We start from the raw sequence: 25,063 nt of genomic DNA, 5'->3' as shown, positions 1-25,063 counted from the left end.
GATGAGTAACAATATAGATGTATTTATTTCTTCACAATCTTTTCAGGAAGAGGAATTGAGGGAGAAAACGGTAGTGGTCATAGATGTTTTAAGGGCCAGCTCGACCATGGTCACTGCATTGGATAACAATGCCAAGGGCGTTATCCCTGTTGCAGATATGGATGATGCCAGCAAAATATCCCAAAACCTTAATTCTCCCAATTTTCTTCTAAGCGGAGAAAAAAATGGTGTTAAGATAGAAGGATATGATCTTGGAAACTCACCACTTGACTATACTTCTGATGTAGTGAAGGATAAAACAATCATCCTGAATACTACTAACGGAACCAAAGCAATTAAACGCGCATCGCTTGCAAAAGAAGTTGTAATTGGTTCTTTTTTGAATTTAAGAACCGTTGTTGATTACCTACAAAAGGTAGAGTCTGAGATTGTATTGGTATGTGCCGGGTGGCATGATCGTTTGGCCCTTGAGGATTTACTTTGTGCTGGAAATATTATTTACGAACTTACAGGCGGATCGCTATCGTCTACCGCACAGGATGGAGCAAAAGTTGCTTTTGGTCTTTATGAAAAATTTGGTGATGATATAGAAGGAACAATTAAGTCATCAAACTATGCTGTTCGACTCAAAGATATTGTGAGTGAGGAGGACCTGTTGTATTGCTGTCAACGAAATATCATGCAGGTTCTTCCGGCAATGAATGAAGGAATAATATCAGATATCCATGGCAAAAAAGAGTAGCTCGGGCGGATTCCTCGGAGGCATCTCCGAAGCCCGGAAAATGGAAATAATTGGCATCTTGGTTATGTCATTGGGAGGCCTGATTGGGTTAAGTATATTGAGCTATAGCGCCTCTGATTATACCCTTATCCAATCTCTGTCTACCGAAAGTCTCTTTAGCATAGATCGAGGGCCGGCACTGCGCATCCAGAATGGACTGGGTGTTATAGGAGCATATCTTTCGCACTTTTTTGTCTACAAGTTATTTGGTTATGTAAGTCTTATTATTCCCATTGTTATCTTCTTTTACGGCTGGTTTATTTTCCGTAATCGTGAAATCTATCAATTACTTTGGCCTACCGCTTATGCCATTTGGAGTATGGTCTTGATTTCTACCATCTTAGGGTGGTTTAATACGGAGTACGATTGGTATTCATCCGTATGGAGTGGAGAGGCGGGAATCGGAACCGCTCGTATACTTCAAAATATTACGGGTATCGGTTCGATTGTTATCTTGGCTGTTTTCTTGGTTACAACTCTTTTGGCCCTTCTGGATCGGGATCTCCAGGCTACGGTAGACAGAGTTAAGGGTTGGACTACCGACATTAAGTCTTCCTTTAACAATTGGCAGGAAGATCGACAACGTAAAAAGGAAACAAAGAAAAAAGAGAAAGAAAATGAGGCACAGCAAGAAAAGGTAAGGCAGCATCAAGAGGCTGAGCAGCGAATGCGGCAGCAATCTAATTCCGTTAACAATACAGAAAGATCCGTTCAGGAAAAAACATCAACGCCTGAGCCTGAACCGCGTGAAAAGGAACGGTCTATTGATGAGATTGTCGAACAGTCGCAGCAGCAGGATCGGGAACGCATGCGACGCCAACAGGAGCAGGTTAAATCGCTGGATCAGCGTCCCAGGGCTGATATTGAGAAGAAGAAAGTTGCTGAGGAGGAAGACGATGATGTTGATATTTCGGTATATGTTGGGGAAGGAGATGAGCAGGCAGATGAAAGAGAACTTGACAAGCAAAATCAGGATAAGGCAAAAGAAGTACCCAGAGTTAAGTACAAGTTCCCAACTATTGACCTCCTGGATTCGCCGCCGAATGAAGGAAATGAGGTGGACCTGGAGGAAATTAAGGAGAATAAGCGCATTATTCTCGATAAGCTAAAGCGTCATAAAATAGAGATCCGGAGCATTAATGCTATCGTAGGGCCCACGGTAACACTTTATGAATTGGATCCGGCTCCGGATGTAAAGATTAGCAAAATTGAAAGCTATGCCAATGACCTTAAGATGGCAACAGCCGCTAAGGGATTGCGTATCATGGCACCCATTCCGGGACGATCTGCAGTGGGTATTGAGGTTCCAAACGGAAAGCGGGAGACCGTTTACCTCAAATCGGTTTTAAACACGAAAAAATTTGTAGAAAGTGATTATGAGCTGCCCATAGCATTCGGGAAAACCATTGAAAACGATGTATTTATGGTGGATCTGAGCCTGATGCCACACTTGCTGATTGCCGGTGCAACCGGATCGGGTAAAACAGTAGGTATTAATACGATCATCACCTGCTTGCTTTATAAATGCCATCCCGATGATCTTAAATTTGTATTAATTGATCCCAAGAAAATTGAGTTATCTTTATTCCAAAAAATTGAGACCCAGTTTCTGGCAACAATACCGGGTGCAGATGAACCTATTGTAACGGATACAAGTCGTGCCCAGGAGACGCTGGAGAGCCTTACCAAAGAGATGGATGAGCGATATGACTTGCTCAAAGACGGGATGGTGCGGGATATTCGTGCTTACAACAAAAAATTTGATAACGGTGAACTGGATGAAGAGGAAGGCCACCGTCACCTGCCCTATATCGTGGTAATTATTGATGAGCTGGCCGACCTGATGATGACGGCCGGTAAACAAATTGAAGAACCTATTGCCCGGCTTGCGCAGCTGGCCCGTGCTGTAGGTATTCACTTGGTTGTGGCTACACAGCGACCTTCTGTAAATGTGGTAACGGGAACTATTAAGGCAAACTTTCCCGCCCGTCTTGCGTACCAAGTAGCTTCAAAAGTTGATTCCCGAACGATTCTTGATACCGGTGGTGCCGATCAGCTCATCGGTAATGGTGATATGCTTTTCACCAATGGCGGGGGAATGACCCGAATACAGAATGCTTTTGTGTCCACCGAAGAAGTTGAAAAGATAACGGATTTCATCGGAAATCAGCGAGGATATAATAATAAGTACGAGTTACCTGTTATTAATGAAGAATCTTCGAGTGGCGATATACCAGATCCACTGGAAGATATAGATGAGCTGTTCGAATCGGCGGCGAAAATTATTGTATTACACCAGCAGGGGTCAGTATCGCTGTTACAGCGAAAGCTCAAGATTGGTTACAATCGAGCAGGCCGTATTATTGATCAGCTCTTTAATGCTGGCGTGGTAGGGCCGTACCAGGGCAGCACTGCACGCGATGTTTTAGTTGAAGATGAAGAGGAATTAGAAGAGTTACTGGATGAACTGGACGAGTTTGAGCGATAGATTAGTACAATTCTTAATTACAGCACTCCTTTTGGGAGGAATTCCCGTAATGGCCGGGGCTCAGGATGCGCCATTCGAACAGTTGAAAATGAAGTTTGAAGATGGACAGATTTTTTCGGCTGATTTTCATCATCAGTCGGTCGATTCTTATACGCAAGATACGGTTTCTAATAACGGGTTAATATGGGTAGGGAACGAGGATTATAAAGTGCGCACTGACCAGCAGACGGTTGTAGTGGATGGAAAGATATCAACAGTTTTTGACAGGAATCGAAACAGGGTAATCATCAGCAACTATGAGCCTTCTGAAGATGATTTTGCTCCTTCCCGTATTCTAAATGGAATAGATTCTACTTTTACCGTAACTGAGGAAATGAAACAGGGTAACCAGTTTTATATACAATTGACCTCAGAAGATCCTTTTGCTATTTATAAAAAAGTAGAGATTGTCCTTTCCGAAGCGCTGATACCTCAACAGATTCGTGCGGTGGATCCGGTGGATAATATCATTACTACTGAGTTTAAAAATGGTACGTTTCTTCCGCCGGAAGAAGAACTGTTCGAACTTGACTACCCGGATAGTGTGGAACTTATTGACATGCGGGATTAAGCAAAGTTAGATTAGGATATAAATCCGGGAATCCGGTTAATAATTTATGGTAAAACGAATCGTTAAAATTGTTCTTGCTCTTACTCTCGGGGCAATATTTCTATGGCTTGCTTTTCGCAATGTCCGCTTGCAAGAAGTATGGGAGTATGCGCAGGATATTCAATTTGGATGGATCTTTCCTTTTACCATAGCAGCATTTTGCAGCCACTTATTTCGGGCAGAGCGCTGGCGCTTGCTTATAAAGCACGACAAGGAGGAAATTGACCGTACCACGCTTGTTTCAGGAGTACTGGTGGGTTACCTAATGAATATTGTGGGTCCGCGTCTGGGAGAGGTGTCCCGACCGATGTATGTGGCCAAAAAAGAAGGTCTCAGTACTTCAAAATTAATGGGAACCATCGTGCTGGAGCGTATTGTGGATGTCCTGGTAATGGTTTTCTTAATGTTCGTAGTATCCGTTTATCTAATCTCCGATTTCAATCTGTTAAAACAGATATTTGGTGATGAAACCATTAATTTTTTGACAAATGAATCGAGCTTACTGACCTATGGCTGGACGATTCTGTTTGTTTTATTAGTAGCCTTTGTCGGATACCTGTTGGTTCGATTTGTATTATATTTGGGAACTAGGTTTGAGGTCCTTCAGGGTTGGATCGAGCGAGCCAGGAGAGCACTGGTTATGTTCAAAGATGGCGTGCTCTCTGCTCGTGAAGTGGAACATTGGTGGCAATTTGTATTTTATACGGTGCTTATTTGGTTCTGCTACACCCTAATGACCTATATTCCCTTCTGGATGTTCGATATGCAGGAGGTCTATCGTTTGGATATGTTGGATGCGTTAGTTATAACGGTTATTTCAGCTATCGGTATTGCCATCCCTTCTCCGGGAGGACTGGGAACGTACCATTACTTTGTTAAGCAGTCTCTTTTGGTGCTCTTTGCGGTCCCTGCTGTTACGGGGATAGCTTATGCTACGGTAACCCATGCCAGCATGGTCCTCTTTGTGGGAAGTATTACTCCCATTGTGCTCTTTATTGATAAGTTGCGATCTACAAAAGCGGGCAAACCCGTTATCTAGTATCGCCTGTTATATTTATTGAAACAGAATAGATTAAAAACGGTATAAAAAGCAGATAAACGGGCTGTCTTTTTGTTATTGGTTGATAAAAAATTAGTACCTTAGAAACAGATTTCTCCAGGCATTAAGCAATTTGTATAGACACTATGAATCGTATTTTAACTGTTGTACTTTTTTTTCTTGTTTCAGTAATTGCTGTAAATCCTTTATTTGCACAGGATAGAGAGAGTGATGACTCTATGCTCCCGGAAATAGATCCGCAGGATATAGAGATTCGCAGCCAGTTTCAGGCCCGGTTCCCTGGACTTCGCAGACAGCCGATATTGGGATTTGAACCTACCTCTCGTGTATATGAAGTGGATCCTGACCGCGTGCCTTATATTGAATCAGATGAAGATAGGGTGGCGAATCTACCCATAAGTGAACTTTCCCGCCCTGATGCACCTCCTTATACCCCATTACACTACTCACCTGATATCAATGCTTTTGCCCGGGGAGGAGTCGGAAATTATTTGAGTTCCGAAGCAAACTTTTGGGGGGTTACAAGGCTGAATAATAAAAGCTATATCGGGGGAGATCTGGACTTTTCTTCTTCTGATGGTCATCTTGAAAATCAGCAGAGTAGTTTCCGTTTTTTAAAGGCTAATGGAGAATTTGCGGCCAAGCTGAATGATAATACCCGGTTAGATCTTGATGTGGGTCTACAGAATAGTTTTAATCATTTATTTAACATTAATTCTTCTGGTTTCGATGTCCCTGATAGTCCACGGAAGATATATGGAGGAGTTAACTTAGGAGTAGAACTAGAGGGACTACAGAATGGTGTCGAAGGCTGGAATGTTCAGGCAAGTGCCCGGTATTATGACGTTGAAACCATGGCCGGTGATCTATCTATGGCTTCCGAAGAGGGGGTTTATAATGCCTTGCTGTTAAAGCGGTGGGCGGGTCCTAATACCGATGAGACATTTACCGCTAAGCTAGGTGGTGCCTTGGGGGATTATGCTAATACCCTGGCGAGTAATCAGTGGATGACGGGACAGGTCGGGGTAGAATATTCACGGTTATTTAATTATGAAACACACATAACAGTTGATGCCAGCGTCTACTATGGATCGGATGCATTCGAGGACAAAGTTTACTTCGCGCCCAGGGCTAAATTTGTCCAACCCCTGATTGAAGCAATGACATTTACTGCAACCGTGGGAGCAAAGCCCTACGTTAAAACAGCAGAGCAATTACATACTTCAAATCGTTTCTTAAATCCAGGCCATGAATTTCGCCATTCATACCGAATGTACGGGATGACAGAACTAGAGATTAATTATTCCGATGTGGGAACACTAACGGGAGGAATACGCTATGAAGACATTGAAAACTATCCCATATTTGAGCGAGAGACAAATGCACTGGATTCCGGACAGCCGCTTTTTTATAAGGTTCGCTATGATGATGTGGCTAAAGCACAGGTATTTGCGAGTCTTACACACCAGGTAGTTCCTGAAAAATTTTGGTTAAATGGAAAAGTGTATGCCCAGGCCCCCGATATTAAGGATGGGGGACGCATCCCATTTACTGAAAAATTGGGAGGCACTTCCGGCTTTAGCTTGCGAATGTTTGACCGCGCAACTATACAGGGATGGGCTGATTATATTGGTCCTCGAAGAAATGGCCGTGGGGATACGCTTGAAGAGTATATCTTGCTGGGTGGCCAGTTCGATCTTTCCATAACAGATAATATTGGTGCTTATGCCAAGGTAGTTAATTTGCTGGACCAAGGATACCAGAAATGGGAAGGATATACGGAACGACCTATGCAAATTTACGGTGGAATTACAGTTAAGCTATAAGATTGTGTAAAAGTAATGGAGAAGAAATTTCTAAAAGCGTTTGCCGATGTGGTACGTGAAGAAGTAGCTCGGAAAAATAAAGTGAAAATTAACGGCTTGGGAATATTTAAGCTTGAACATCAAAAGCAGTTCCAAAAGCAGTATGAAAATGGACGTGTAGTTATGATGCCCCCCAAAGATCGTATCAGATTTATATCGGAAAATTAGTGCAACAATGACAACGATCGACAGAGAACAATTAATAGATTCACTGGTTGAGCGAACGGGTATGGACCGATCATCGGTAGCTCAGCAGTTTGAAAAATTAGAAAGTCGTATTCAAAAGGCCAGGACAGCGGAAGCTCCTTTTGAAATTGAAAATTTTGGAACCTTTACGACGGTTGAAAATCAGTTGGAATTTATCCCGGATGATGTTTTGGAAACGGAGATTAACAATAGATATGCGGGGATGAAACCTATTGAACTGATTGAAGCATTTAAAAGTCCGGAAGGAGAACCCGTTCCGGTTGCTGATAGTCCGATTGGACAATCGGATGTGAAAGAATATGAGAAAAAGCCATCCGATCAGTCTGAAAATGGGGATAAGGAAGAATCTCCAAAAGAACAGCCCGAAAAACCCAAAAAAGAACCTGCCCCGGTTGGTGAGCACCCGCAGACACGAACAACGGAGGAAGAACCGAATCGGCCTGAGAAAGAGGAGGTAGCTGACACATCTACAACTGGTATTGCAACAAAAGACCAAAGGGATGAAAAGGCTAAAGAAGCTGCTGAGAAAAAAGGAAAACGTCCGGCAAAGGACCCAATAGGACAAACCGTTTTAGTAATTGCTTTAATTTTAGGTTTGGCCATAGCTGGATGGATGGCCTATGACTTTGGATTATTTGGCAGCGAAGCTACAAGTAATGGATCGCCGGATAATGCACAACAGTCTGCTATTGGACAGTCGCAAGAGACAGATTTAGGGCCGGAATCTTCTATAGGACAAACTGAAGACGAAGAAGAGAGTGGACAAAAGGAACTCCCGGTAGAAGAAAACAGTGGATCAGGCAATGAATCCGGGTCTTCTCCCGTTGAATCTGATGACCCATACGGAATGTATGGGAATATTCAGGAAGCCGCTGGAAATTATTATACTATAGTAGTACACTCAATGCAGACGATTCCGCAAGCTGAAGAAAAGCAGCAAGAGGTGTTGGAACAAGGTAATTATCGCACTGAAATAAAAGAAGCGAATGTCAATGGAAGTACGTATTATCGAATCGGAATTGGACAGTTTGAGACCATAGATGCTGCCCAAAAGGCAGCCGAAGAGTTACCGGAGCCATATAGAAGCAATAACTTTATCAGCCGTTTTTAACCATTTATTCGAATTCTATAATTAAATCTTATGCAAGCGTTTTTACTATTTTTGATACAGTCTCAGCCGGATACAGCGGATACTAATGCAGTTGCCGATACGTTAGGGATAGCGGGACAACAGGAAACCATGTCTATGTTTGAATTGCTCGCAGAAGGCGGTGTACTTATGATTCCGCTTTTTATTTTATCTGTTTTAGCCATTTTTGTAATTGCTGAAAGATGGCGGACCCTCAATAATACCCATATTGAGATTGACGGCTTTCTTCGAACCGTTGAGGGCATGCTTAAAGACGGCGACCGACAGCGGGCGCTAACCTATTGCGACGGTATTGACAAGCCGCTGGCTCGCATTCTAAAGGCAGGAATACAGCGTCTGGGACGGCCTATTCGAGATATTGAAGATGCCATTAGCAATGCTGGAAAGAAAGAGATTTTTCATTTGGAAAAGAGAATGAACTGGTTGGCAACTATTGCCGGTGTAGCGCCGCTGGTTGGATTTACCGGAACGGTTACCGGAATGATTGAGGCGTTTATGGATATTCAATCACTACAGGGTAATGTTAATCCCAGTGTATTGGCCGGAGGAATTTGGGAAGCACTTATAACAACGGCGACAGGACTGATTGTTGGTATTATTGCCTATGGTTTTTATAACTTTTTGCTGGGAAAAATTAATCGTACGGTGCATGAACTTGAAAATGCCTCCGCCGATTTTATTGATATGTTACAGGGGCCATCCAATAAAAAAGAGAAACAAGCCCAGAGGGTACAGTAATGGATTTTCGAGATGAGGACAACCGAATGGAGCCATTGACGATGTTTTCACAATCGTCACTGACAGATATTGTGCTCCTCCTGCTTATATTCTTTCTATTAACTTCATCTTTTGTAACGAATTTCGGAATTAAAGTAAATATTCCGGAAGCAGAGACCGGAGCACAAACGGAGTCTCTGTTCATTAATGTTGCAGTAACTAAAGAAGGTGATTTCTATGTTGATGGAAACCAGGTAAGCAGAGGTATGCTGGCATCGGAACTCCGTAAAGCAAAAGATAATAAACCCGAGAGCACTCTCGTTTTGCGGGCTGATAAAGATGCTATTGTGGATAATGCGGTACGAGTAATGAATGTGGCAAAAGCACTGGAGCTCAAAATCGTAATGGCAACCGAACAGAATAATCAATAATCATTATGGAATTTCCGTCACTACATGAAGAAGATCGCTTTGCCCTGCAAATAACGGGTGGAGTACATGTAGTGCTGGTAATTATTTTCCTGCTGTATACTTTTAATATCCAAACGACAGCACGCCCTTCTTTTATTGAAGTGGAATTCGGAGAATTACAGTCGGGTATGCCGGCAGAATATGCTGAAGAACAAAATGAGGAGGTGGCAACACGACCTGATCCCTCTGAAACTGAACCAGAGAATCCAGATCCTGAGCAACAGGAGCCCGTAGAGGAACAGCAAGAAACTACAAATGAACCGCTCAAGCCTGTTGATGCCCCGGACGAAACGGAAGAAATTCAGGATGAAGAAGTAGTTACAACCCCCGAAACCGATAAGGTTGATCCTGAACAGGAGACGGCGGAGCAGGAAACCCAGGAAGAGGTAACTGTCCCGCCAAAAACAGAAGAGGATGAAGTTCAGCAGGAAGGAGCCGAAACCAGTGGTGATGCACAGGGCAATACCGGCGAACTGAATGCTGATCAGGGTACAGGAAATGAACAGCAAAAATCCGCTCCTTATGAACTCCAGTGGGAGGGAGATATTGAACGGGCTCCAATGGTTCAACCACTGCCTGATAATACCACAGGTTCAGAGGCCACTATTACCATTCGGTTTGAGGTAAAGCCGAACGGTACGCTCGGACAGATTATTCCATTGAAGAAAATGAATGCAGAGCTGGAGCGAGAAGTCATGCAAACACTTCGAAGTTGGCGTTTTTCCCGGTTGCCTTCAAGTGTGCCACAAAGATCTCAGTGGGGGACCATTACCTTCCGCTTTGTTCTGGAGTAGTGGCCTGATAAAATTCACGCTTTTCTGTTTTTTTATCCCGATAATAAATGTAGCCTGACAATTTATGATCTCTATTGGTTGCTAGAGATTTACTCTTATCCTTTCATGGGATCAATAAAATCTCCGTCTTTATCAAATTCTAGCGATACCTCACTGCCAGTTTCGGCTGATTCATAAATAGAATCCAAAATAATCATATCACGTTTACCCATTTCTCCGGGAACAATTGTCTGGTCATCCTCAATAATACAACGGGCAAAATCATCCATTTGCAGGGCTTGCTGATTGACTTGTGGAAAGTCCATCGGTCCTTCGCTGGTTTCACCCTTTATACCACCGTAACTATAGGCAGGACTGAGCTCAGCCCATCCGTTGGCAGCTTCCATACGGAAGTTATTTCCCCGGTCTTCATAACTCGAGTCTGCCTGAAGTACTACATTATTTGGAAAATTAAGGTTCCAGCGAATAGTGCCTTCTACCTCTGAAAAGGTTTCGTGGTCTTTAGTTTCATCCCAAGCCTTAACCGAAGTCGGAAGTTGCCCCATGGTATAGAGGCTGGCCTGAACGATGTAAATACCTACATCCATCAGCGGTCCGCCGCCGGCCATTTTTTTGTCAAGTCGCCAAGCGTCAGGATCATTAAGGGGGAAGCTGAAAGTACCACTCATCTGTTGCACCGGCCCCAGTACCTCGTTCCGGCCCAAGCGCATCATTTCCTTGTTATGTGGCTCAAAATGTAAGCGATATCCGATGGATAATTTTCTATTGGCTTGATTGCAGGCGTCAATCATTCGTTGACAGTCTTTGGCCGAAGTAGCCATCGGTTTTTCACAAATCACATGTTTACCCGCTTCGGCGGCGCGAATGGTGTATTCTGCATGCATACTGTTAGGAAGGACAACATAAATAATATCAATATCGTCGTTGTCAGCGATTTGGTCATAGGTTTCGTAATTATAAATATTGGAATCGGGAATATTATATTTCTGGGCCCATTCTTGCTCTTTTTGAGGAGTCCCGGTTACAATACCGGATAGTTTGCAAAGCTTTGTTTCCTGAAGAGCAGGAGCAAGCTGTCCGCTCGAGTAATTGCCAAGTCCTACGAGGGCAATTCCAAGCTTTTCATCTTCTGGTAATTTGGACAGGCCTTTCTGTTTTAAAAAATGCTCTACATTATTAAGCATAGAGAGACTTGGGAAAGCTGCAATAGAACCAAGTCCTAGTGAAAGATGAGCGAGAAAATCACGTCTTGAGTAACTCATAACAAACCTTTATTTATTAGAATTGAATTCACTTATTTAGATTAGGTAATACGGAGGCAAACTTTATTACAAAACATTCAATTGGGATTGAACAAATACATTACAAGCAATTTAGTAGATTTACAACAAGCAATTTTGGTCGTTCATAGTTGTTTTCATTATCCTTGGAATTACTTATACGAATGAAATAATGAAATGCATAACCGTCTTTGTATATTTGGACTAATTTCCAGTAAGAAAAAGGGGTGTTATGGGTTTTCGTGGTCAACTATTATTGATGATTATAGGCGTGATGTGTTATTGTGCTGTTCCATTATTAGTAAGGGGGCAGCACAATTTACCTGATTCACAACAGCAAATTTCAGCTGCAGTCAGTGCTGCTCCGGAAAACCTGCAACAGGAAGCAACCGTGCTGGGATATGATGCCGACACAACTTTAGCAACGCTGCGCGAAGGAACGAACGAATTGATCTGTCTGGCAGATGACCCCCGGGATCCCAATTTCCATGTAGCTTGTTATCACAATGATTTAGAACCTTTTATGAAAAGAGGTCGTGAACTCAGGGAAAAAGGGATGTCCAGAAAAGAGGTTGACCTTATCCGTCGATCAGAGATAAAATCTGGAGCCTTACCTATGCCTGAGAAGCCGATGGCGCTATATTCTTTGTCGGGATCTGAGGGAGCTTTTGACTATGAGGCGGGAAGGATCGAAGAGGCTGCTCCACGCTATGTAATTTATGTGCCCTATGCTACGGAAGAATCAACCGGCCTCCCTGCAAAGCCGGTAAGTAAGGGAGCTCCCTGGATAATGGAACCGGGAACTCCCTGGGCGCATATTATGGTCATTCCAGGACGTAGCATAGAGCAGTAGTTCCAGTTAGTGGAAAGATAAAGAAACAGTTCCGCCTGATGTCCGGGCGGAGAGTAAGGGGCCACCACCGTTAAGTTTTCCATTGACCTTGTTACGTTCTATCTTGCCGGAAAAGTTATCTATATTAGCATTTACAAAGGTTCCGGCTAAGTTTAACGCCAGTCCGGTATTTCCGGGAATGGCAATATCGATGTTTCCCCCACTTGTTTTTAAATTCAATGAACCGCTTATTGAAAGCAAGGATGCATTTATGTGTCCGCCACTGGTTCTTGCATCCAAAGACCCATCAATATTTTCAAGACTTATATGTCCACCGCTGGTTTTAAGTTCAATTTCGCCATTCAGTTCTTGGCCACTAATATGACCGCCTGAAGTATGAGCATCAACGGTACCACTAAGCATGGCTAATTCGATATGTCCTCCACTCGTTTTTAATTGCTGATTTCCGGAGAGGTTACTAGCATTTATGTGTCCGCCGCTAGTTTTGAGATTCGAATTTATTTCCTCAGGGGTATAGACAATAAAAGAAATCGATGGGTGATTATTCCCGTTAAAAAATCCCCACCCGTTATTTTTTCTTTTTGCTATTGCATTAATGGATTGGCCTGAGTGAGAAATATCAATTTTCCAATCGGAAAGATCAGTATCCTCGGATGTTAAAGATCGTCCGTTTTTACGAACATACATTTCAATACGAGCTTCAGTACCGGAGGTTCCTTCCACGGTAATATGGCCACCTGATGTTTGAACATTGAGGCTTTGTACATCTGCTGCTTGAAAATGTTCAACTCGATAAGGGTCTCCATCCTTTCCGTTATTTGATTGCGCTTGTACATTAGACGATAGGACCAATAAGAAGGTGACTAAAAGGGAACCAAAAAAAGCTAGAGCTACTTTTAAAAGATAATTGCTTCGTGTATTCATAATATTATTTGTTTATTAAATATGATACTTTCATAATACGAGAAGGTGTTTTTTAAGTTACATTCAAAAAAGAGACGGGAATAAAGTGGGAGAGACATATTCATTTTAGTATTTTTACTGTCCTAAAAAATCAGTCAAATATTATTAGCAAATAGTTTTATGAAGTTACCCTTTGTTTTGGCAAAACGGTTTGTAGCCGGAGAAAGCTTTGACCAGGCGGCCCCAAAAGTAGAAGAGTTGAATGAGAAGAATATTAGGGTAACCCTTGATTTGTTGGGTGAAAATGTTCGGGATCGGGGGATGGCAGATGATTCTGTTGCCAATTATATAGAGTTAATTGAAAATATTAGTTCAGCCGGACTGGATAGTACCATATCGATTAAACTTACTATGCTCGGACTTGACATCGACGAAAAATATTGCCGGAATAATCTATTTGATTTATTAGAGACCGCCCGTGATCATAATCAGTTTGTGCGAATTGATATGGAAGGTTCTGATTATACTGAACAGACTATAAACCTGTTCAGGGAAGCATTTCAGGAATACGAACAGCACGTTGGAATTGTAATACAGGCTTATTTACATCGAACGGAACAAGACATTGCTGAATTGGCTGAGCTCGGCGCAGATGTCAGGCTTTGTAAAGGAGCCTATAATGAGCCTAAGGAAATTGCACTGCAGGAGATGAATGACATTCGAAAAGCTTTTAAAGAGTATGCAACCGTATTATTAAAAGAGACTACTTATCCGCGGATAGCAACACACGATGATGAGTTAATTAATTGGACCAAAACATTTGTGAGGGAACAGAATCTCAGCTCCTCCGACTTTGAATTCCAAATGCTATATGGCTTACGGGAGCAGACGATAGAGGAGATGACTGAACAGGGATATAATACACGTGTTTATGTACCCTTTGGCACTATGTGGTTTCCCTACTTTAAGCGCCGATTGATGGAGAGAAAGGAAAATATTTGGTTTATCTTAAGTACGTTGTTTAAAAAGTAGTTTTTGATGGGTAAATAATGGACTTTATATTTTCTATTAAATAAAATCTCATCTTCAACAAGATATATGTTAAGTAATAATTAGAGTATAGGATATATTGGATATATACAAAGGCTTTAGTTATAATAATTGACGAAAATCATACAGATAAAAGATAATTTCGCTCATTAGTAGATTAAGAAATTATGATTTAAAAAATATTTATCAGTTTTTGGGAATAAAAAGCTATTTTAATACTATTCTAAGTCAATAAAAAATAGTTATTTAGGCGTTTTATTTTTAGTATTAGTATAGTTTTTTTAAAAAAGGCTGTTAATATTTAAAAAAAATATGGAACTTAAGCATCGAATTGAGTTTTAATAAACGTTACAAACATTAAAATTTTACACAAACCAAATCGGGCAAAGAGCCTGAATCACAAACAATAATTAGGAGGTTTTATGTTAAAGAAGCTACTTTTAGCCGCAACTATGTTATGTCTTTTTGTGCCTGCGTTGCAAGCACAAACGGAAGACAATCCGACGTGGTTAAGTATCCACGTAGGACATAACGAATACGATGGTGATCTCGGGAACGAGATGCTTGAGTATGAAGTCAATACAGACTGGTCAGCGGGTGTTGGTTTTCATCAATATCTGAGCCCGTCTTTTGACTTCGATGCTATTCTGGAATATGGATATCTGGATTATAAAAACGGACCAGATGAAGACAATCCTGTAAAAGCCAATAATAGTTTTGGCACAAAGTATCTGAACGCCAACTTTATGCTTCGGTATAAGCTGGCAAACGGATATATCATTAATCAGAATGCTACTCTCCAGCCGTTTGTAGGTGCTGGTATTGGCATTACCCCATATTTTGGCGGTAGTGATAATGTTTATGAAAATCAGACCGGGAACGATATAGATAGTCGGGTAGGCCTTGGTATACCATTGGCCGCCGGATTTGATATTAGCCTTTCTGAAAAGACCAAGCTGGTATTAAAAGCTACGTACAACCGAACTTTTGTTGATGGCTATGATGGTCAGGCAGAAGGACTCGGTCGATCTAGCGGATCTATTGATAGCAATATTGATAACAAAAGCCATGATGACTTCTTAGTGACGTCATTAGGCTTTAAATTCAATATTGGCGGTGCTACTGATACTGATGATGATGGCATTCCCGATAAAGAAGATCGCTGTCCTGAAACACCGGGACCAGAAGAGTTTGACGGTTGTCCTGATACCGATGGCGATGGTATTCCGGATATAGATGATGAATGTCCCGAAGTTGCAGGAGAAGCTGAATTTAATGGCTGCCCTGACACTGATGGTGACGGCATTCCCGATAAGGATGATGAATGTCCCGAAGTTGCAGGAGAAGCTGAATTTAACGGCTGCCCCGATACTGATGGCGATGGCATTCCCGATAAGGATGATCGTTGTCCCGAAGTTGCAGGAGAAGCTGAATTTAACGGCTGCCCTGACACTGATGGTGACGGAATTCCTGATTACGAAGATGAGTGCCCTGAAGAGCCAGGAATCGAAGCTAATAATGGTTGTCCGCAAGTCGACTTCGACTTTGCTGATGTGAACTTTGCTTTCGATAGATCTAACGTCGAAGATCAGTTCAAGGACGAGCTTAATGAGTTAGCTAATGAGCTGATGGATAACACTGATCTTAAAGTAACATTGATAGGCCACGCCGATCGTATTGGACCTGCGCAATATAACTTGCGTCTGTCACAGCGTCGTGCTGAGTCTGTCAAGACTTACTTAGTAGGTCAAGGTGTAAGTGCTGATCGCATCTTCACTGAAGGTGTCGGTGAAACACAGCCTAAGATCGAAAACGCTAATAACGAAGAACGACGACAAAACCGTCGAGTAGTTATCGAAGTTGAGCGCATGTAACGTTTAACAAGCTCAAAAATATTAAAGGCCCCACTTTCATTAGTGGGGCCTTTTTTATTTTGATCATATCTTTTCTTTAGTAAAGGGAGAGCTCTTTCCTTTTATATTTAATATTTCTGGATTAACCCATCTGTATTTTACCTTAAAATTATCTTGCCGGTGGCTGATGCTAAAGTTCTCGATCCGGATATCCAATTCTTTAATCTGTATTTATCTCCTGAAAAAATTTAAACTGCATTTTAATAAATAGCTTGAGTTCGATATAAGAGCAGAAACCAGACCTATCCCTGACGGTCGAAATGACACTCTGAACAAAGGGAGAATGAGTGATCAACTACGCAAGGAAACTACTTTGAATTATGTTTAATAGCTTGAGCTTGATAACTTGCTTCCTAAACTTTAGAGGATAGAAAGCTGGATAAGAGGAGAGTAAGTGTGGGTTTATATGAGAATATAATTTACGTTTAGTTTAAGCCCTGGACATTTTCCAGCCATGCATAAAATGTACTTACAAAGACAGGGAAGCTTTAATCACAAACTGTAGCGCTTTATCAAGACCCAGTGTATGATAGCGTACCTCTGTATTTAAAAGGTTGCGGATTGAAAAGGTGGTTATAAATCGTTCGTCCCAAAAAATCTTTTGGGCCGTTAGGTGTAAATTAAAAAAGGAGGGAGTTTCCGTATGGAAAGTGCCATACCGGAAAGGATATTGAGGCTGTAGAGATTGGTATTGCTTGCCCTCAAGGTTCGTATATTCAACCCATTTGGTTGTACTTTGGTAAGAGCCGTTAATAGAAAAACGCAAATCGGAGACAGGCTGAAGGCGTAGCCCATATTCTATATTATTATTTGGCACCTGTAGCCAGTAGGAATCGTATCGGGAAGATCCATCCAGGGTATGCTGGGTACGAAGCTTAAGATTATGACTCAATAAGCTATTTATTTTATGAGCCATTTCAATGTTAAATTCGATTCGGCGCCCCTGTTCAGGAGTAAACTCAAACTGCTGTGGCTGTGTATAAATCCCTGTTGCCATTCGTTCATCATGAGCTACTTCCTGCCAGGGAATATTCAGGTTGTAATGATGAATATACTTTCCCCCAATAGTAAAGAGAACCTGCGAACCCAAATCCACGTTGGTGGTAATGTTTGCCTGAAAAGATCGATTTTTTTCTGAACTGAATGGTAATGCGGAGGGGATATCCAGTTGTGAGAAGATATTGTATCCCCGATTAATCCAGTAAGTGCTGCTTTGCTGGCGAAAAGAAAGCAACTCGTTATAACCCAGTTCTGTGGACAGTCGCCATATATCCGATAGTTGATGGTCAGATCCTGTTGAAAAGGATAATGCTGATTGACTCGTGGCAAAGTCGGTATTCAGTTCTAAATAAAAGCTATGTCTCAAATTAAGCTTTAGAGCCGCTTCACTATACAGGGTGGCGATGTACTGTTGGTTCTCCAGTTGAAGTCCCTCTGTTGTGCTTCCCTGTAGTATGCCACCGGTCTCAAGCATCAGGTTGTCCTTGTTATACACAGATGCAGCCGAAAAACGATGATTCAGCTGATACCAATCGAAATTGTACTCCTTGTTATTGATACGGTAGTCTACACTCTTTTGTTCAAGTAGGTATTGTCCCTGCAAAGTCCAGGTATCTGAGAGTTGGGTAGAACCATCTAAGGCCCACTGACGATAGCCGGTAGTGGCTGGAATTTCGCGCCCAAAAGGCTGATAAAAAAGGTACTCCTCATTTTCACTATATAGGGCCCTGCTTTTAATTTCCCACTTATCCTGTTCATAACCAACCTCGACCAAGCCATTATTTACCGTTGTTTTAACGGCATGCCAGGTGCCATCGACCAATGAATAGCTTCCCAGGCGGTGATGATTATTTAGATTGGTGGGCTGATGCTGACGTAATGAGAATGAGATTTTGGTATACCAGTCAGGCGACCGATAGGAAAAGTGTGAGAAGTAATGCGGCCCGCGCCGGTCAATATTAGGCGTAACCTTGCTGGAGTCGTAGCTCCATGGGCCCGGATCTTCACTCTGATTACCTACCGCAAAGGATCCATATGCGTGAAAACCCGTATCTGGTTCAGTGGTGTGTAAATTGAAATAACCAGCCCGGGCCACGTTATGGTGGTGTACTTGAGGTTCTGAGCTGTAATTAATCTTTGTAATATGATCCATGGATGCCGGCAGCATATTTAAATTTTGCCAGTTGAAAAAAGAAAAGTCGACCGGAATGTCATCGAGATAAATGGTGGGTTGGGGACCATAAAAGCCATAAAGACCGGAGTTTAGACGATAGGTAAAGCCATCGGTAGTAGCAATGTCCCAATCAGAGATAGAATGCAATAAATCATTGGGATTAATAAGAATAGTGGTTTCCAGGCTATCATCATTATTGTTATATATAGGAATATTTTGACCTTCAGCTTGAATGCTGCAAAGAGAAATAAGCGAAAAAAGAAACAGTAATCGAATCATTTGAAAAAAGATTTAAGCCAGGAAGGAGTGGCAAAAGAGCGACTAATACCGAATGAAAGCATAGACACCGGCATTGGATGATAGGTGAGGGTGCGATTGTAAGAAAAAGTCGAGTGCAGGCTCCATGGATTTTTGGTAAAAGAGTATTCCAGTCTGCCGAAAAGCTCATAAGCAAACTCGCTTTCATGGGGGTCGAATATATATTCCCCCCAGACACCCGTAGCCGGATATGTTGCCGGATTGTCAAAGGCCATATAATTATTACCAAATCGTAATCCTGGGGCAAAGGATAAACGGTTGGAAAAAGAAAATGGATATTCCCAGCCCACATAAATAAAATATGAGTCAAAACTGCCATCTTCGTAGACTGGATTTCCTGAACTATAGCGGTTATATCGTATACCCAATTGTATACTCCCTAAATGATATTTGACTCTCATCCCAAGATGGGCAGCAGGTGATATATTCCAGTTTTGGGTGAAATTGTTTTCTAAAAGCGGAAGAGCACTGCTTCCATCAAGAGTAATACTATCATACGTACTTTGGGCTTGGACGATATATCCTAATCCAATCCAAAGCACAAATAGAAAAAGTAAGCCTTTTTTCATCATACGACAATGATTTACTGTTTAGAAACCAATTTTATCAAAGAGGAACAGCATCAGGCAAAGCGATCGGTCAGCCTATCTATAAGATAGCCACTTTCTTCGAGTGCTTGGTAAGCGAAACTGCCAAAGAAGTCGGTTACGGCTTCAAATTCTTTAATAAAACCTTCTTTGTCATCATTCTTGACCATATTAGCTAAACGATCATTATGTTCAATAAAATTAAGAAGCAGTTCCCGTCGCTCTTCGTTGGCAAATACAATATCGGCATATAATTCGGCACTTTGTGCAAAAATACGTCCGGTCATCATAAGTTCACCGCGGTAGACAGGACTTGAATAATCCAGAATATCACGGGGATCCAGATCGTATGTTTTCATAAAAGAGCCGTGTAATAGGGCAACGAAGTGGCGAAGTCCCTGAACCAAGTGCATAACGTGATCATGTTTTTGAGGATCAGCTTCCACAACGCGCATTCCCCATAATTTAGATTGCTCGATAACCCAGCGAGAGGCATCGGCATCACGTACAGCACAGGCCACCATCAGCTGCTTGGACAGGTTGTTAACATCAGGGCCGTGCATGGGGTGAAGGCCAAGTACAGGGCCATCGTGGGCTTCCTCCATCGCTTCTATGGGAGTGGTCTTGTTACTGGTAAAATCAGCGAGGATAGTTTCTTTTTTTAATTTGGGGGCCAGCCTGTTAATGACATCTACCGTAGCATTAATAGGAACAGTAACAATAGCCAAATCCAGTTTGGGAGCCATGGCTTCAAGTTCGTACCAGTTGTGCTTGTCAATTTCAAAGACATTATGGCCAGATTGCTTAATGATTTTTGAATATAAGCTGCCCATTCCGCCACGGGCCCCAACCAGAAGAATGTTCTTCGGTTCTTCGGTAGCCCGTGGAAATTCATTGGATGATTGACTGGCCCGCGAGGAGGCCATGATCATCCGCAGGAAATCTTCGGCCCAGTCGGCATCAAGTTCCCGTTCTTTGGCCATCTGGCGGAATTTTTCTGTTTTATCATCCTCACGCTTGGGGGCAAAAATGGGTAAGCGGTTTTGTATTTTCTTTTCAATTACTTCATTAACTATGCTGCTGCGTTCCGAGAGCAGATCCAGGAGTTGACGATCAATTTCGTCGATTCGGTTACGTTGGGGACCTAATTTCTTTTCTTCTTTAGTCATTTGCGGATTATATAATATCTAAAACCTGTTAAAAAAGATTGCGCCCTTAAATTAAAGCTTTACTATCAATTGCCCTAAAAAAATGGGATTTTAACAGAATGATTATGCGGTATTTTTGTTTTATTAAAGGATGAAGTTGAAAGCTGAAACCAAGCATGATTATGTTAAGATAACAAGCTTTTTAAAACTAAATCCTGCAGGTTTATAACAGGAAAAATAGATTTATCACATGTCTGAATTTGATTTACAATCTCCATGGCCACCGGCTGGTGACCAGCCGAATGCAATAGAAGAACTGGTAGAAGGAGTAGAAAGTGGTGATAAATATCAGACGCTTTTAGGTATTACCGGTTCCGGAAAGACGCGAACAATCGCCGATGTCATTGACCAGGTTGAGCGTCCTACCCTAGTAATGAGTCACAATAAGACATTGGCCGCCCAGCTTTATCGAGAGTTAAGCGATTTTTTTCCGAATAACCGGGTTGAATTTTTTATTTCCTATTATGATTACTATCAACCGGAAGCTTATTTGTCTACGCAGGACAAGTATATTGAAAAAGACCTTTCCATAAATGATGAAATTCAGCGCTTGCGGTTACGGGCAACCAGTTCGCTTTTGTCCGGACGGCGTGATGTAATTATTGTCTCTTCTGTAAGCTGCATCTATGGAATTGGATCTCCCTCTGAGTATGAGAAACTAATTATTAAGCTCAAGCAGGGGATGGAAATCCCCCGCAATAAGCTGTTGTATGATCTGGTAGATCTGCATTATACGCGCAATGATCGGGAATTTAGCCGGGGGACCTTCCGTGTGCGCGGCGACGTAGTGGATCTGTATCCTGCTTATGCGGAAGATGGCTTGCGGATTTCATTCTGGGGCGATGAGATTGAAAAGATGGAAATTGTGGATACCGATTCAGGAAATGTGATTGAGCAGGTACAGGAATTTCACATTTATCCCGCTTCCCACTATGTGACTACTCAAAGCCGGCTGGAAGAAGCTATTGATCAGATCCGGGATGAATTGAACTGGCGCATTGGCACGCTGACTGATGAGGGCAAACATCTTGAAGCAAAGCGCCTGGAGCAGCGTACGCTTTTTGATATAGAAATGATGCAGGAAATTGGATATTGCTCGGGTATTGAGAATTATTCGCGATATCTGAGTAATCGAAAACCGGGAGAACGTCCGTATTGCCTGTTCGATTATTTCCCCGATGATTTCTTATTAGTAGTGGATGAAAGTCACCAGACGGTGCCCCAAGTTTCAGCCATGTATGGGGGGGATCGATCCCGCAAAACAGAATTAGTGGAACATGGTTTTCGGCTGCCTTCCGCATTGGATAACCGGCCGCTCACCTTTGATGAATGGGAAGAGGTTACGAATCAGGCTATTTTCGTGAGCGCAACCCCGGGCGATTATGAGCTGGAAAAAAGTGGAGGCGTATTTGTAGAGCAGATTGTTCGACCTACGGGCTTGATGGAGCCGGAGATAGAAGTTCGACCGGTAGATAATCAAATCGATGATTTATTAGAGCAGATTCAGGAGCGAATTGAAAAGGGTCACCGGGTGCTTTGTATTACGCTTACCAAGCGGTTGAGTGAGGAGCTTAGCGAGTATCTCAAGAGCGTGGGAATTTCTGCTGCCTATATGCACAGTGAACTCAGCGCTATGGAACGGGTAGAAGTACTTTTTAAATTCAGGCGCGGTGATTTTGATGTACTGGTAGGAATTAACTTGTTGAGAGAAGGAATTGATATTCCGGAATTGAGTCTGGTTGCTATTTTGGATGCGGATAAGGAGGGATTTCTCCGGTCGGAAACATCCCTGTTTCAGATTATCGGTCGCGCTGCCCGAAATGTAGAGGGCAAGGCTATCCTTTATGCTGATAAGATCACAGACAGCATGCAGACGGTAATTGATGAAACGGAAAGACGCCGCAAGATACAGAAAGAATATAATGAGGAGCATGGTATTACTCCTACAACCATTGAAAAAGAGCTGAAGCCGCTGGTCGATCCCGCCTTGATATCCTCACAGAACTTTGATCTGGATGAAGATGATACGGAAGACGGGGAGCCTCTGGAGATGATAAAAGTGGCCGAGGAAGGGATCAAATACAAAGCAAATCCTGCGATGAAGGAGGTTACGTTTGATGACAAGGAGGAGTTTTTAGAATACCTTCACAATTCAATGAAAACAGCTGCTAAAAATATGGAGTTCGAAGAAGCAGCACGCATACGTGATCAAATCGAACAACTGAAAGAAGAGCTTTAGTGAACAGTTAATTGTTATTGGTTATTAAATAAAAGCAGTTAACCAATAACGGATAACCATTAACAAAAATGAGTACGTTAGCATATTTAAAAAGTTTTTTTAAGGATAAAGATGTAGCCTCGGTAACGCCAACCTCCAAGTATTGTGTTCGGCGGGTATGCAACCCCATTAATTTTGATCAGGATATAAATATAGTGGAATATGGGGCCGGAGCCGGCGTTTTTTCACGGTATCTGTTACAGCATATGACACCGGGGTCGAAACTTTATTTATTTGAAACAAATGAAATTCTTTTTGGTAAGTTAAAGGAAATTGACGATTCCAGGATAACCCTGTTTGATAACAGTGTGGAGTATGCAAAAGAATTGATACCTGATGATCAGATTGGGAAAATCGATTATATTATATCCGGTATTCCTTTTTCTTTTCTGGATGAGGATGCCAGGGAGTCAGTACTCAAGCAAAGTGTTGATCTATTGAAGGAAGGGGGGCGCTTTTTAGCTTATCAAACCTCGGGACATCTTGAAGAACCGCTTCAAAAAGCTTTTGGAAATGTGAAGACAGGGTGGGAGTGGCGTAATATCCCGCCTATGACGATATACGAGGCAGAAAAAAGAAAAATGGAGTCCACTGAATAAGTGAACTCCACTTAAGTTAGATTCTTACAAAAAGAGAACTACTCCTCTTCGTCTTCTTCTTTTTCAGCCTTGGCTCGTTCTTCGGCTTGCCGGTTGATTTCACGTACGGCATTTTGGTTTTGCTCCTTTTCTTTAACGCGCGCTGCTTTACCCTGACGATCACGCAAATAATAAAGCTTGGAGCGTTTAATATCCCCCTGTTTTTTGAGCTCTATTTTTGCAATGAAAGGAGAAAATAGCGGAAATATACGTTCCACTCCAATATTGCCGGCCGAAACTTTTCGAACGATAAAAGTTTGATTGGCTCCGGAACCGCGTCGGGAAATAACAATACCTTCAAATTGCTGAATACGTTCTTTATCTCCTTCGCGAACACGGTAGTGGACGTTTACGGTATCACCGGTTTTAAACTCGGGATACTCGTTCGTTATAATGGTCTGTTCTGCTAGTGTTAGTTTATCCATGATTAATTCTTACTACTGTTCATTTCGAAATTTTTTGTATAAATCAGGACGTACTTCCTGAGTACGCTTAAGCGATTGTTTTAATCGCCATTCCTTCACTTTTTGATGATCACCGGAGCGAAGCACCTTGGGCACTTCCATCCCCTTAAATACTGCAGGACGCGTATAAACAGCCCCTTCCAATAAATCGTTTTGGAAGGAATCTGTTAATGCGCTTTCTGAGTCACCCAATGCACCGGGCAGCAGCCGGACAATAGAATCAACCATTGCCATGGCAGGGAGTTCACCTCCGGAAAGTACAAAGTCACCTATGCTATACTCTTTGGTGATCAAGGTATCACGCACGCGCTGATCGACACCTTTATAATGACCGCAAAGGAATATAAGGTTTTTTTTGACCGAAAGGGCATTGGCCTTTTTTTGCTCAAAAGGCGTACCGCTAGGGGTCGTTAAAATAATCTCATCATATTCCCGCTGATCTTGCAATTCCTCTATGCAAGAGAAAATAGGCTGTGGTGTAAGTACCATGCCAGCTCCTCCTCCATAAGGATAGTCATCCACCTTATTGTGATTATCAGTGGAATAATTGCGCAAGTCGTGGATGTAAATATCTACCAATCCTTCTTCCCGGGCCTTCCCTACAATACTGTAGTTTAAGGGACCTTCAAGAAGTTGCGGTACGGCTGATATGATATCAATACGCATGGTTTTATAAACCTTTTAGCTGGTCCAGATTTTGACATTGAATTTGCTGTGCTTTTTCATCTACAGCCGTAATATATTCATCCACATAAGGGATGAGCAGCTTCTCATTACCATCCATTGCAACCTCTAAAATAGGATGTGCCGGGTTATCGATGATATTCTTTACCGTGCCAATACGATAATTATTGACCTGCACGGTAAAAGAGCGAATATCCACCGGGCTTTCTTCACGATCGATAAATGGTTCAACCTTTTTGCGATCGGCAAATACGGCATGTTGCTTAAGCTGCTCAGCCTGTGTGCGATCTGTTACGTGCTCAAATTTTACAAAGAACGAAAGCCGATTATTTTTTTCCTGTACCCGAACCGACTCAATCCGGGCAGGGGTTAAATCCCCTCTGGCGTTTTCAATACGAACCAGATCAAAAGTATCAAAAAGTGTTGGAGCGTACATTTCGGGAATTATTAAAACTTCTCCCTGTACGCCGTGAGATCGAGCTATATAGCCGATCCGTTGATACTGGTCTTCAATTGATTCCAGCATTTTATCT

General features: G+C 42.2%; 23 protein-coding genes. 15 read left to right on the top strand and 8 right to left on the bottom strand.

Annotated elements, in window-relative coordinates; translation table 11 throughout:
• Window position 1 precedes the first annotated feature (1 nt).
• From ABEB05_RS15865 to ABEB05_RS15820, 10 genes are all read left to right on the top strand, one after another.
• Entirely contained in the window at window positions 2–742 is a 741-nt protein-coding gene (locus ABEB05_RS15865) for a 2-phosphosulfolactate phosphatase (RefSeq protein ID WP_265791577.1), read from the top strand.
• Window positions 726–3,269: a DNA translocase FtsK gene (locus ABEB05_RS15860; protein WP_265791579.1), complete on the top strand. Its 2,544-nt coding sequence runs from the start codon at window positions 726–728 to the stop codon at window positions 3,267–3,269. Before ABEB05_RS15865 ends, ABEB05_RS15860 begins: the two co-directional genes overlap by 17 nt.
• A complete protein-coding gene (locus ABEB05_RS15855) occupies window positions 3,259–3,879 on the top strand; it encodes a LolA family protein (RefSeq protein WP_265791581.1) in 621 nt (206 codons plus the stop codon). The genes ABEB05_RS15860 and ABEB05_RS15855 overlap by 11 nt, the downstream gene beginning before the upstream one ends.
• Before the next feature lie 46 nt (window positions 3,880–3,925).
• Window positions 3,926–4,957 (top strand): lysylphosphatidylglycerol synthase transmembrane domain-containing protein, encoded by a 1,032-nt coding sequence (locus tag ABEB05_RS15850; RefSeq protein ID WP_265791583.1) that lies wholly within the window; start codon window positions 3,926–3,928, stop codon window positions 4,955–4,957.
• A gap of 146 nt (window positions 4,958–5,103) precedes the next feature.
• Window positions 5,104–6,804: a TonB-dependent receptor gene (locus tag ABEB05_RS15845; RefSeq protein WP_265791585.1), complete on the top strand. Its 1,701-nt coding sequence runs from the start codon at window positions 5,104–5,106 to the stop codon at window positions 6,802–6,804.
• Between the two features lie 15 nt (window positions 6,805–6,819).
• A complete protein-coding gene (locus tag ABEB05_RS15840) occupies window positions 6,820–7,011 on the top strand; it encodes an HU family DNA-binding protein (protein WP_265791587.1) in 192 nt (63 codons plus the stop codon).
• Between the two features lie 7 nt (window positions 7,012–7,018).
• On the top strand, window positions 7,019–8,161 hold the full coding sequence (locus tag ABEB05_RS15835; protein ID WP_265791588.1) for an SPOR domain-containing protein: 1,143 nt from the start codon (window positions 7,019–7,021) through the stop codon (window positions 8,159–8,161).
• Between the two features lie 51 nt (window positions 8,162–8,212).
• The gene (locus ABEB05_RS15830; RefSeq protein ID WP_265791590.1) at window positions 8,213–8,938 is read left to right on the top strand and encodes a MotA/TolQ/ExbB proton channel family protein; all 726 of its coding nucleotides are present in this window, start codon (window positions 8,213–8,215) and stop codon (window positions 8,936–8,938) included.
• Complete coding sequence (locus ABEB05_RS15825; protein WP_265791592.1) at window positions 8,938–9,348, top strand: ExbD/TolR family protein; 411 nt, start codon at window positions 8,938–8,940, stop codon at window positions 9,346–9,348. The genes ABEB05_RS15830 and ABEB05_RS15825 overlap by 1 nt, the downstream gene beginning before the upstream one ends.
• Window positions 9,349–9,353: 5 nt before the next feature.
• Window positions 9,354–10,181: an energy transducer TonB family protein gene (locus ABEB05_RS15820; protein ID WP_265791593.1), complete on the top strand. Its 828-nt coding sequence runs from the start codon at window positions 9,354–9,356 to the stop codon at window positions 10,179–10,181.
• A gap of 95 nt (window positions 10,182–10,276) precedes the next feature.
• On the opposite strand, the gene ABEB05_RS15815 is transcribed toward ABEB05_RS15820, so the two are convergent.
• Entirely contained in the window at window positions 10,277–11,443 is a 1,167-nt protein-coding gene (locus ABEB05_RS15815; RefSeq protein WP_265791595.1) for a Gfo/Idh/MocA family protein, read from the bottom strand.
• A gap of 250 nt (window positions 11,444–11,693) precedes the next feature.
• On the opposite strand from ABEB05_RS15815, the gene ABEB05_RS15810 reads away from it, so the two are divergent.
• Entirely contained in the window at window positions 11,694–12,314 is a 621-nt protein-coding gene (locus tag ABEB05_RS15810; protein WP_265791597.1) for a hypothetical protein, read from the top strand.
• Between the two features lie 6 nt (window positions 12,315–12,320).
• On the opposite strand, the gene ABEB05_RS15805 is transcribed toward ABEB05_RS15810, so the two are convergent.
• Entirely contained in the window at window positions 12,321–13,238 is a 918-nt protein-coding gene (locus tag ABEB05_RS15805) for a DUF4097 family beta strand repeat-containing protein (protein ID WP_265791598.1), read from the bottom strand.
• A 159-nt stretch (window positions 13,239–13,397) separates the two neighbouring features.
• On the opposite strand from ABEB05_RS15805, the gene ABEB05_RS15800 reads away from it, so the two are divergent.
• Window positions 13,398–14,249 carry a proline dehydrogenase family protein gene (locus ABEB05_RS15800; protein ID WP_265791599.1) on the top strand — a complete coding sequence of 284 codons (852 nt, stop codon included), beginning with the start codon at window positions 13,398–13,400 and terminating at the stop codon, window positions 14,247–14,249.
• Between the two features lie 440 nt (window positions 14,250–14,689).
• Complete coding sequence (locus ABEB05_RS15795; protein WP_265791600.1) at window positions 14,690–16,141, top strand: OmpW family outer membrane protein; 1,452 nt, start codon at window positions 14,690–14,692, stop codon at window positions 16,139–16,141.
• 508 nt (window positions 16,142–16,649) lie between these two features.
• Here ABEB05_RS15795 and ABEB05_RS15790 read toward each other — a convergent pair.
• The 3 genes from ABEB05_RS15790 to tyrA are packed head-to-tail and all read right to left on the bottom strand — an operon-like array spanning window position 16,650 to window position 20,427.
• On the bottom strand, window positions 16,650–18,632 hold the full coding sequence (locus ABEB05_RS15790; RefSeq protein WP_265791601.1) for a TonB-dependent receptor: 1,983 nt from the start codon (window positions 18,630–18,632) through the stop codon (window positions 16,650–16,652).
• Entirely contained in the window at window positions 18,629–19,243 is a 615-nt protein-coding gene (locus tag ABEB05_RS15785) for a hypothetical protein (protein WP_265791602.1), read from the bottom strand. Before ABEB05_RS15785 ends, ABEB05_RS15790 begins: the two co-directional genes overlap by 4 nt.
• A 50-nt stretch (window positions 19,244–19,293) precedes the next feature.
• Window positions 19,294–20,427 carry a bifunctional chorismate mutase/prephenate dehydrogenase gene (tyrA, locus tag ABEB05_RS15780; RefSeq protein ID WP_265791604.1) on the bottom strand — a complete coding sequence of 378 codons (1,134 nt, stop codon included), beginning with the start codon at window positions 20,425–20,427 and terminating at the stop codon, window positions 19,294–19,296.
• A gap of 229 nt (window positions 20,428–20,656) precedes the next feature.
• Between tyrA and uvrB the strand changes: the two genes are divergently transcribed.
• Both uvrB and ABEB05_RS15770 read left to right on the top strand, forming a co-directional pair.
• Window positions 20,657–22,705 (top strand): excinuclease ABC subunit UvrB, encoded by a 2,049-nt coding sequence (gene uvrB / locus ABEB05_RS15775; RefSeq protein WP_265791606.1) that lies wholly within the window; start codon window positions 20,657–20,659, stop codon window positions 22,703–22,705.
• Window positions 22,706–22,773: 68 nt separating this feature from the next.
• A complete protein-coding gene (locus ABEB05_RS15770; RefSeq protein WP_265791608.1) occupies window positions 22,774–23,343 on the top strand; it encodes a class I SAM-dependent methyltransferase in 570 nt (189 codons plus the stop codon).
• A 38-nt stretch (window positions 23,344–23,381) separates the two neighbouring features.
• Here ABEB05_RS15770 and rplS read toward each other — a convergent pair whose 3' ends face one another.
• The 3 genes from rplS to rimM are packed head-to-tail and all read right to left on the bottom strand — an operon-like array spanning window position 23,382 to window position 25,056.
• On the bottom strand, window positions 23,382–23,807 hold the full coding sequence (rplS, locus tag ABEB05_RS15765) for a 50S ribosomal protein L19 (RefSeq protein WP_345694314.1): 426 nt from the start codon (window positions 23,805–23,807) through the stop codon (window positions 23,382–23,384).
• A 12-nt stretch (window positions 23,808–23,819) separates the two neighbouring features.
• On the bottom strand, window positions 23,820–24,512 hold the full coding sequence (trmD, locus tag ABEB05_RS15760) for a tRNA (guanosine(37)-N1)-methyltransferase TrmD (RefSeq protein WP_265791610.1): 693 nt from the start codon (window positions 24,510–24,512) through the stop codon (window positions 23,820–23,822).
• 4 nt (window positions 24,513–24,516) lie between these two features.
• On the bottom strand, window positions 24,517–25,056 hold the full coding sequence (gene rimM / locus ABEB05_RS15755; protein WP_265791612.1) for a ribosome maturation factor RimM: 540 nt from the start codon (window positions 25,054–25,056) through the stop codon (window positions 24,517–24,519).
• Window positions 25,057–25,063 lie beyond the last annotated feature (7 nt).

It is taken from the genome of Fodinibius salicampi (genome assembly GCF_039545095.1).
Taxonomy (GTDB): Bacteria; Bacteroidota; Rhodothermia; order Balneolales; family Balneolaceae; genus Fodinibius; species Fodinibius salicampi.
The sequence above is the reverse complement of the archived record's forward strand: the minus strand, read 5'-3'. Positions and strand labels throughout refer to the sequence as shown.

Excerpts from the sequence above, each read along its gene's own strand:
- ABEB05_RS15865 (WP_265791577.1), top strand. The coding sequence starts at position 2 with ATGAGTAACAATATAGATGTATTTATTTCTTCACAATCTTTTCAGGAA.
- ABEB05_RS15860 (WP_265791579.1), top strand. The coding sequence starts at position 726 with ATGGCAAAAAAGAGTAGCTCGGGCGGATTCCTCGGAGGCATCTCCGAA.
- ABEB05_RS15850 (WP_265791583.1), top strand. The coding sequence starts at position 3,926 with ATGGTAAAACGAATCGTTAAAATTGTTCTTGCTCTTACTCTCGGGGCA.
- ABEB05_RS15845 (WP_265791585.1), top strand. The coding sequence starts at position 5,104 with ATGAATCGTATTTTAACTGTTGTACTTTTTTTTCTTGTTTCAGTAATT.
- ABEB05_RS15840 (WP_265791587.1), top strand. The coding sequence starts at position 6,820 with ATGGAGAAGAAATTTCTAAAAGCGTTTGCCGATGTGGTACGTGAAGAA.
- ABEB05_RS15835 (WP_265791588.1), top strand. The coding sequence starts at position 7,019 with ATGACAACGATCGACAGAGAACAATTAATAGATTCACTGGTTGAGCGA.
- ABEB05_RS15825 (WP_265791592.1), top strand. The coding sequence starts at position 8,938 with ATGGATTTTCGAGATGAGGACAACCGAATGGAGCCATTGACGATGTTT.
- ABEB05_RS15820 (WP_265791593.1), top strand. The coding sequence starts at position 9,354 with ATGGAATTTCCGTCACTACATGAAGAAGATCGCTTTGCCCTGCAAATA.
- ABEB05_RS15815 (WP_265791595.1), bottom strand. The coding sequence starts at position 11,443 with ATGAGTTACTCAAGACGTGATTTTCTCGCTCATCTTTCACTAGGACTT.
- ABEB05_RS15810 (WP_265791597.1), top strand. The coding sequence starts at position 11,694 with ATGGGTTTTCGTGGTCAACTATTATTGATGATTATAGGCGTGATGTGT.
- ABEB05_RS15805 (WP_265791598.1), bottom strand. The coding sequence starts at position 13,238 with ATGAATACACGAAGCAATTATCTTTTAAAAGTAGCTCTAGCTTTTTTT.
- ABEB05_RS15800 (WP_265791599.1), top strand. The coding sequence starts at position 13,398 with ATGAAGTTACCCTTTGTTTTGGCAAAACGGTTTGTAGCCGGAGAAAGC.
- ABEB05_RS15795 (WP_265791600.1), top strand. The coding sequence starts at position 14,690 with ATGTTAAAGAAGCTACTTTTAGCCGCAACTATGTTATGTCTTTTTGTG.
- ABEB05_RS15790 (WP_265791601.1), bottom strand. The coding sequence starts at position 18,632 with ATGATTCGATTACTGTTTCTTTTTTCGCTTATTTCTCTTTGCAGCATT.
- ABEB05_RS15785 (WP_265791602.1), bottom strand. The coding sequence starts at position 19,243 with ATGATGAAAAAAGGCTTACTTTTTCTATTTGTGCTTTGGATTGGATTA.
- tyrA (WP_265791604.1), bottom strand. The coding sequence starts at position 20,427 with ATGACTAAAGAAGAAAAGAAATTAGGTCCCCAACGTAACCGAATCGAC.
- uvrB (WP_265791606.1), top strand. The coding sequence starts at position 20,657 with ATGTCTGAATTTGATTTACAATCTCCATGGCCACCGGCTGGTGACCAG.
- ABEB05_RS15770 (WP_265791608.1), top strand. The coding sequence starts at position 22,774 with ATGAGTACGTTAGCATATTTAAAAAGTTTTTTTAAGGATAAAGATGTA.
- rplS (WP_345694314.1), bottom strand. The coding sequence starts at position 23,807 with ATGGATAAACTAACACTAGCAGAACAGACCATTATAACGAACGAGTAT.
- trmD (WP_265791610.1), bottom strand. The coding sequence starts at position 24,512 with ATGCGTATTGATATCATATCAGCCGTACCGCAACTTCTTGAAGGTCCC.
- rimM (WP_265791612.1), bottom strand. The coding sequence starts at position 25,056 with ATGCTGGAATCAATTGAAGACCAGTATCAACGGATCGGCTATATAGCT.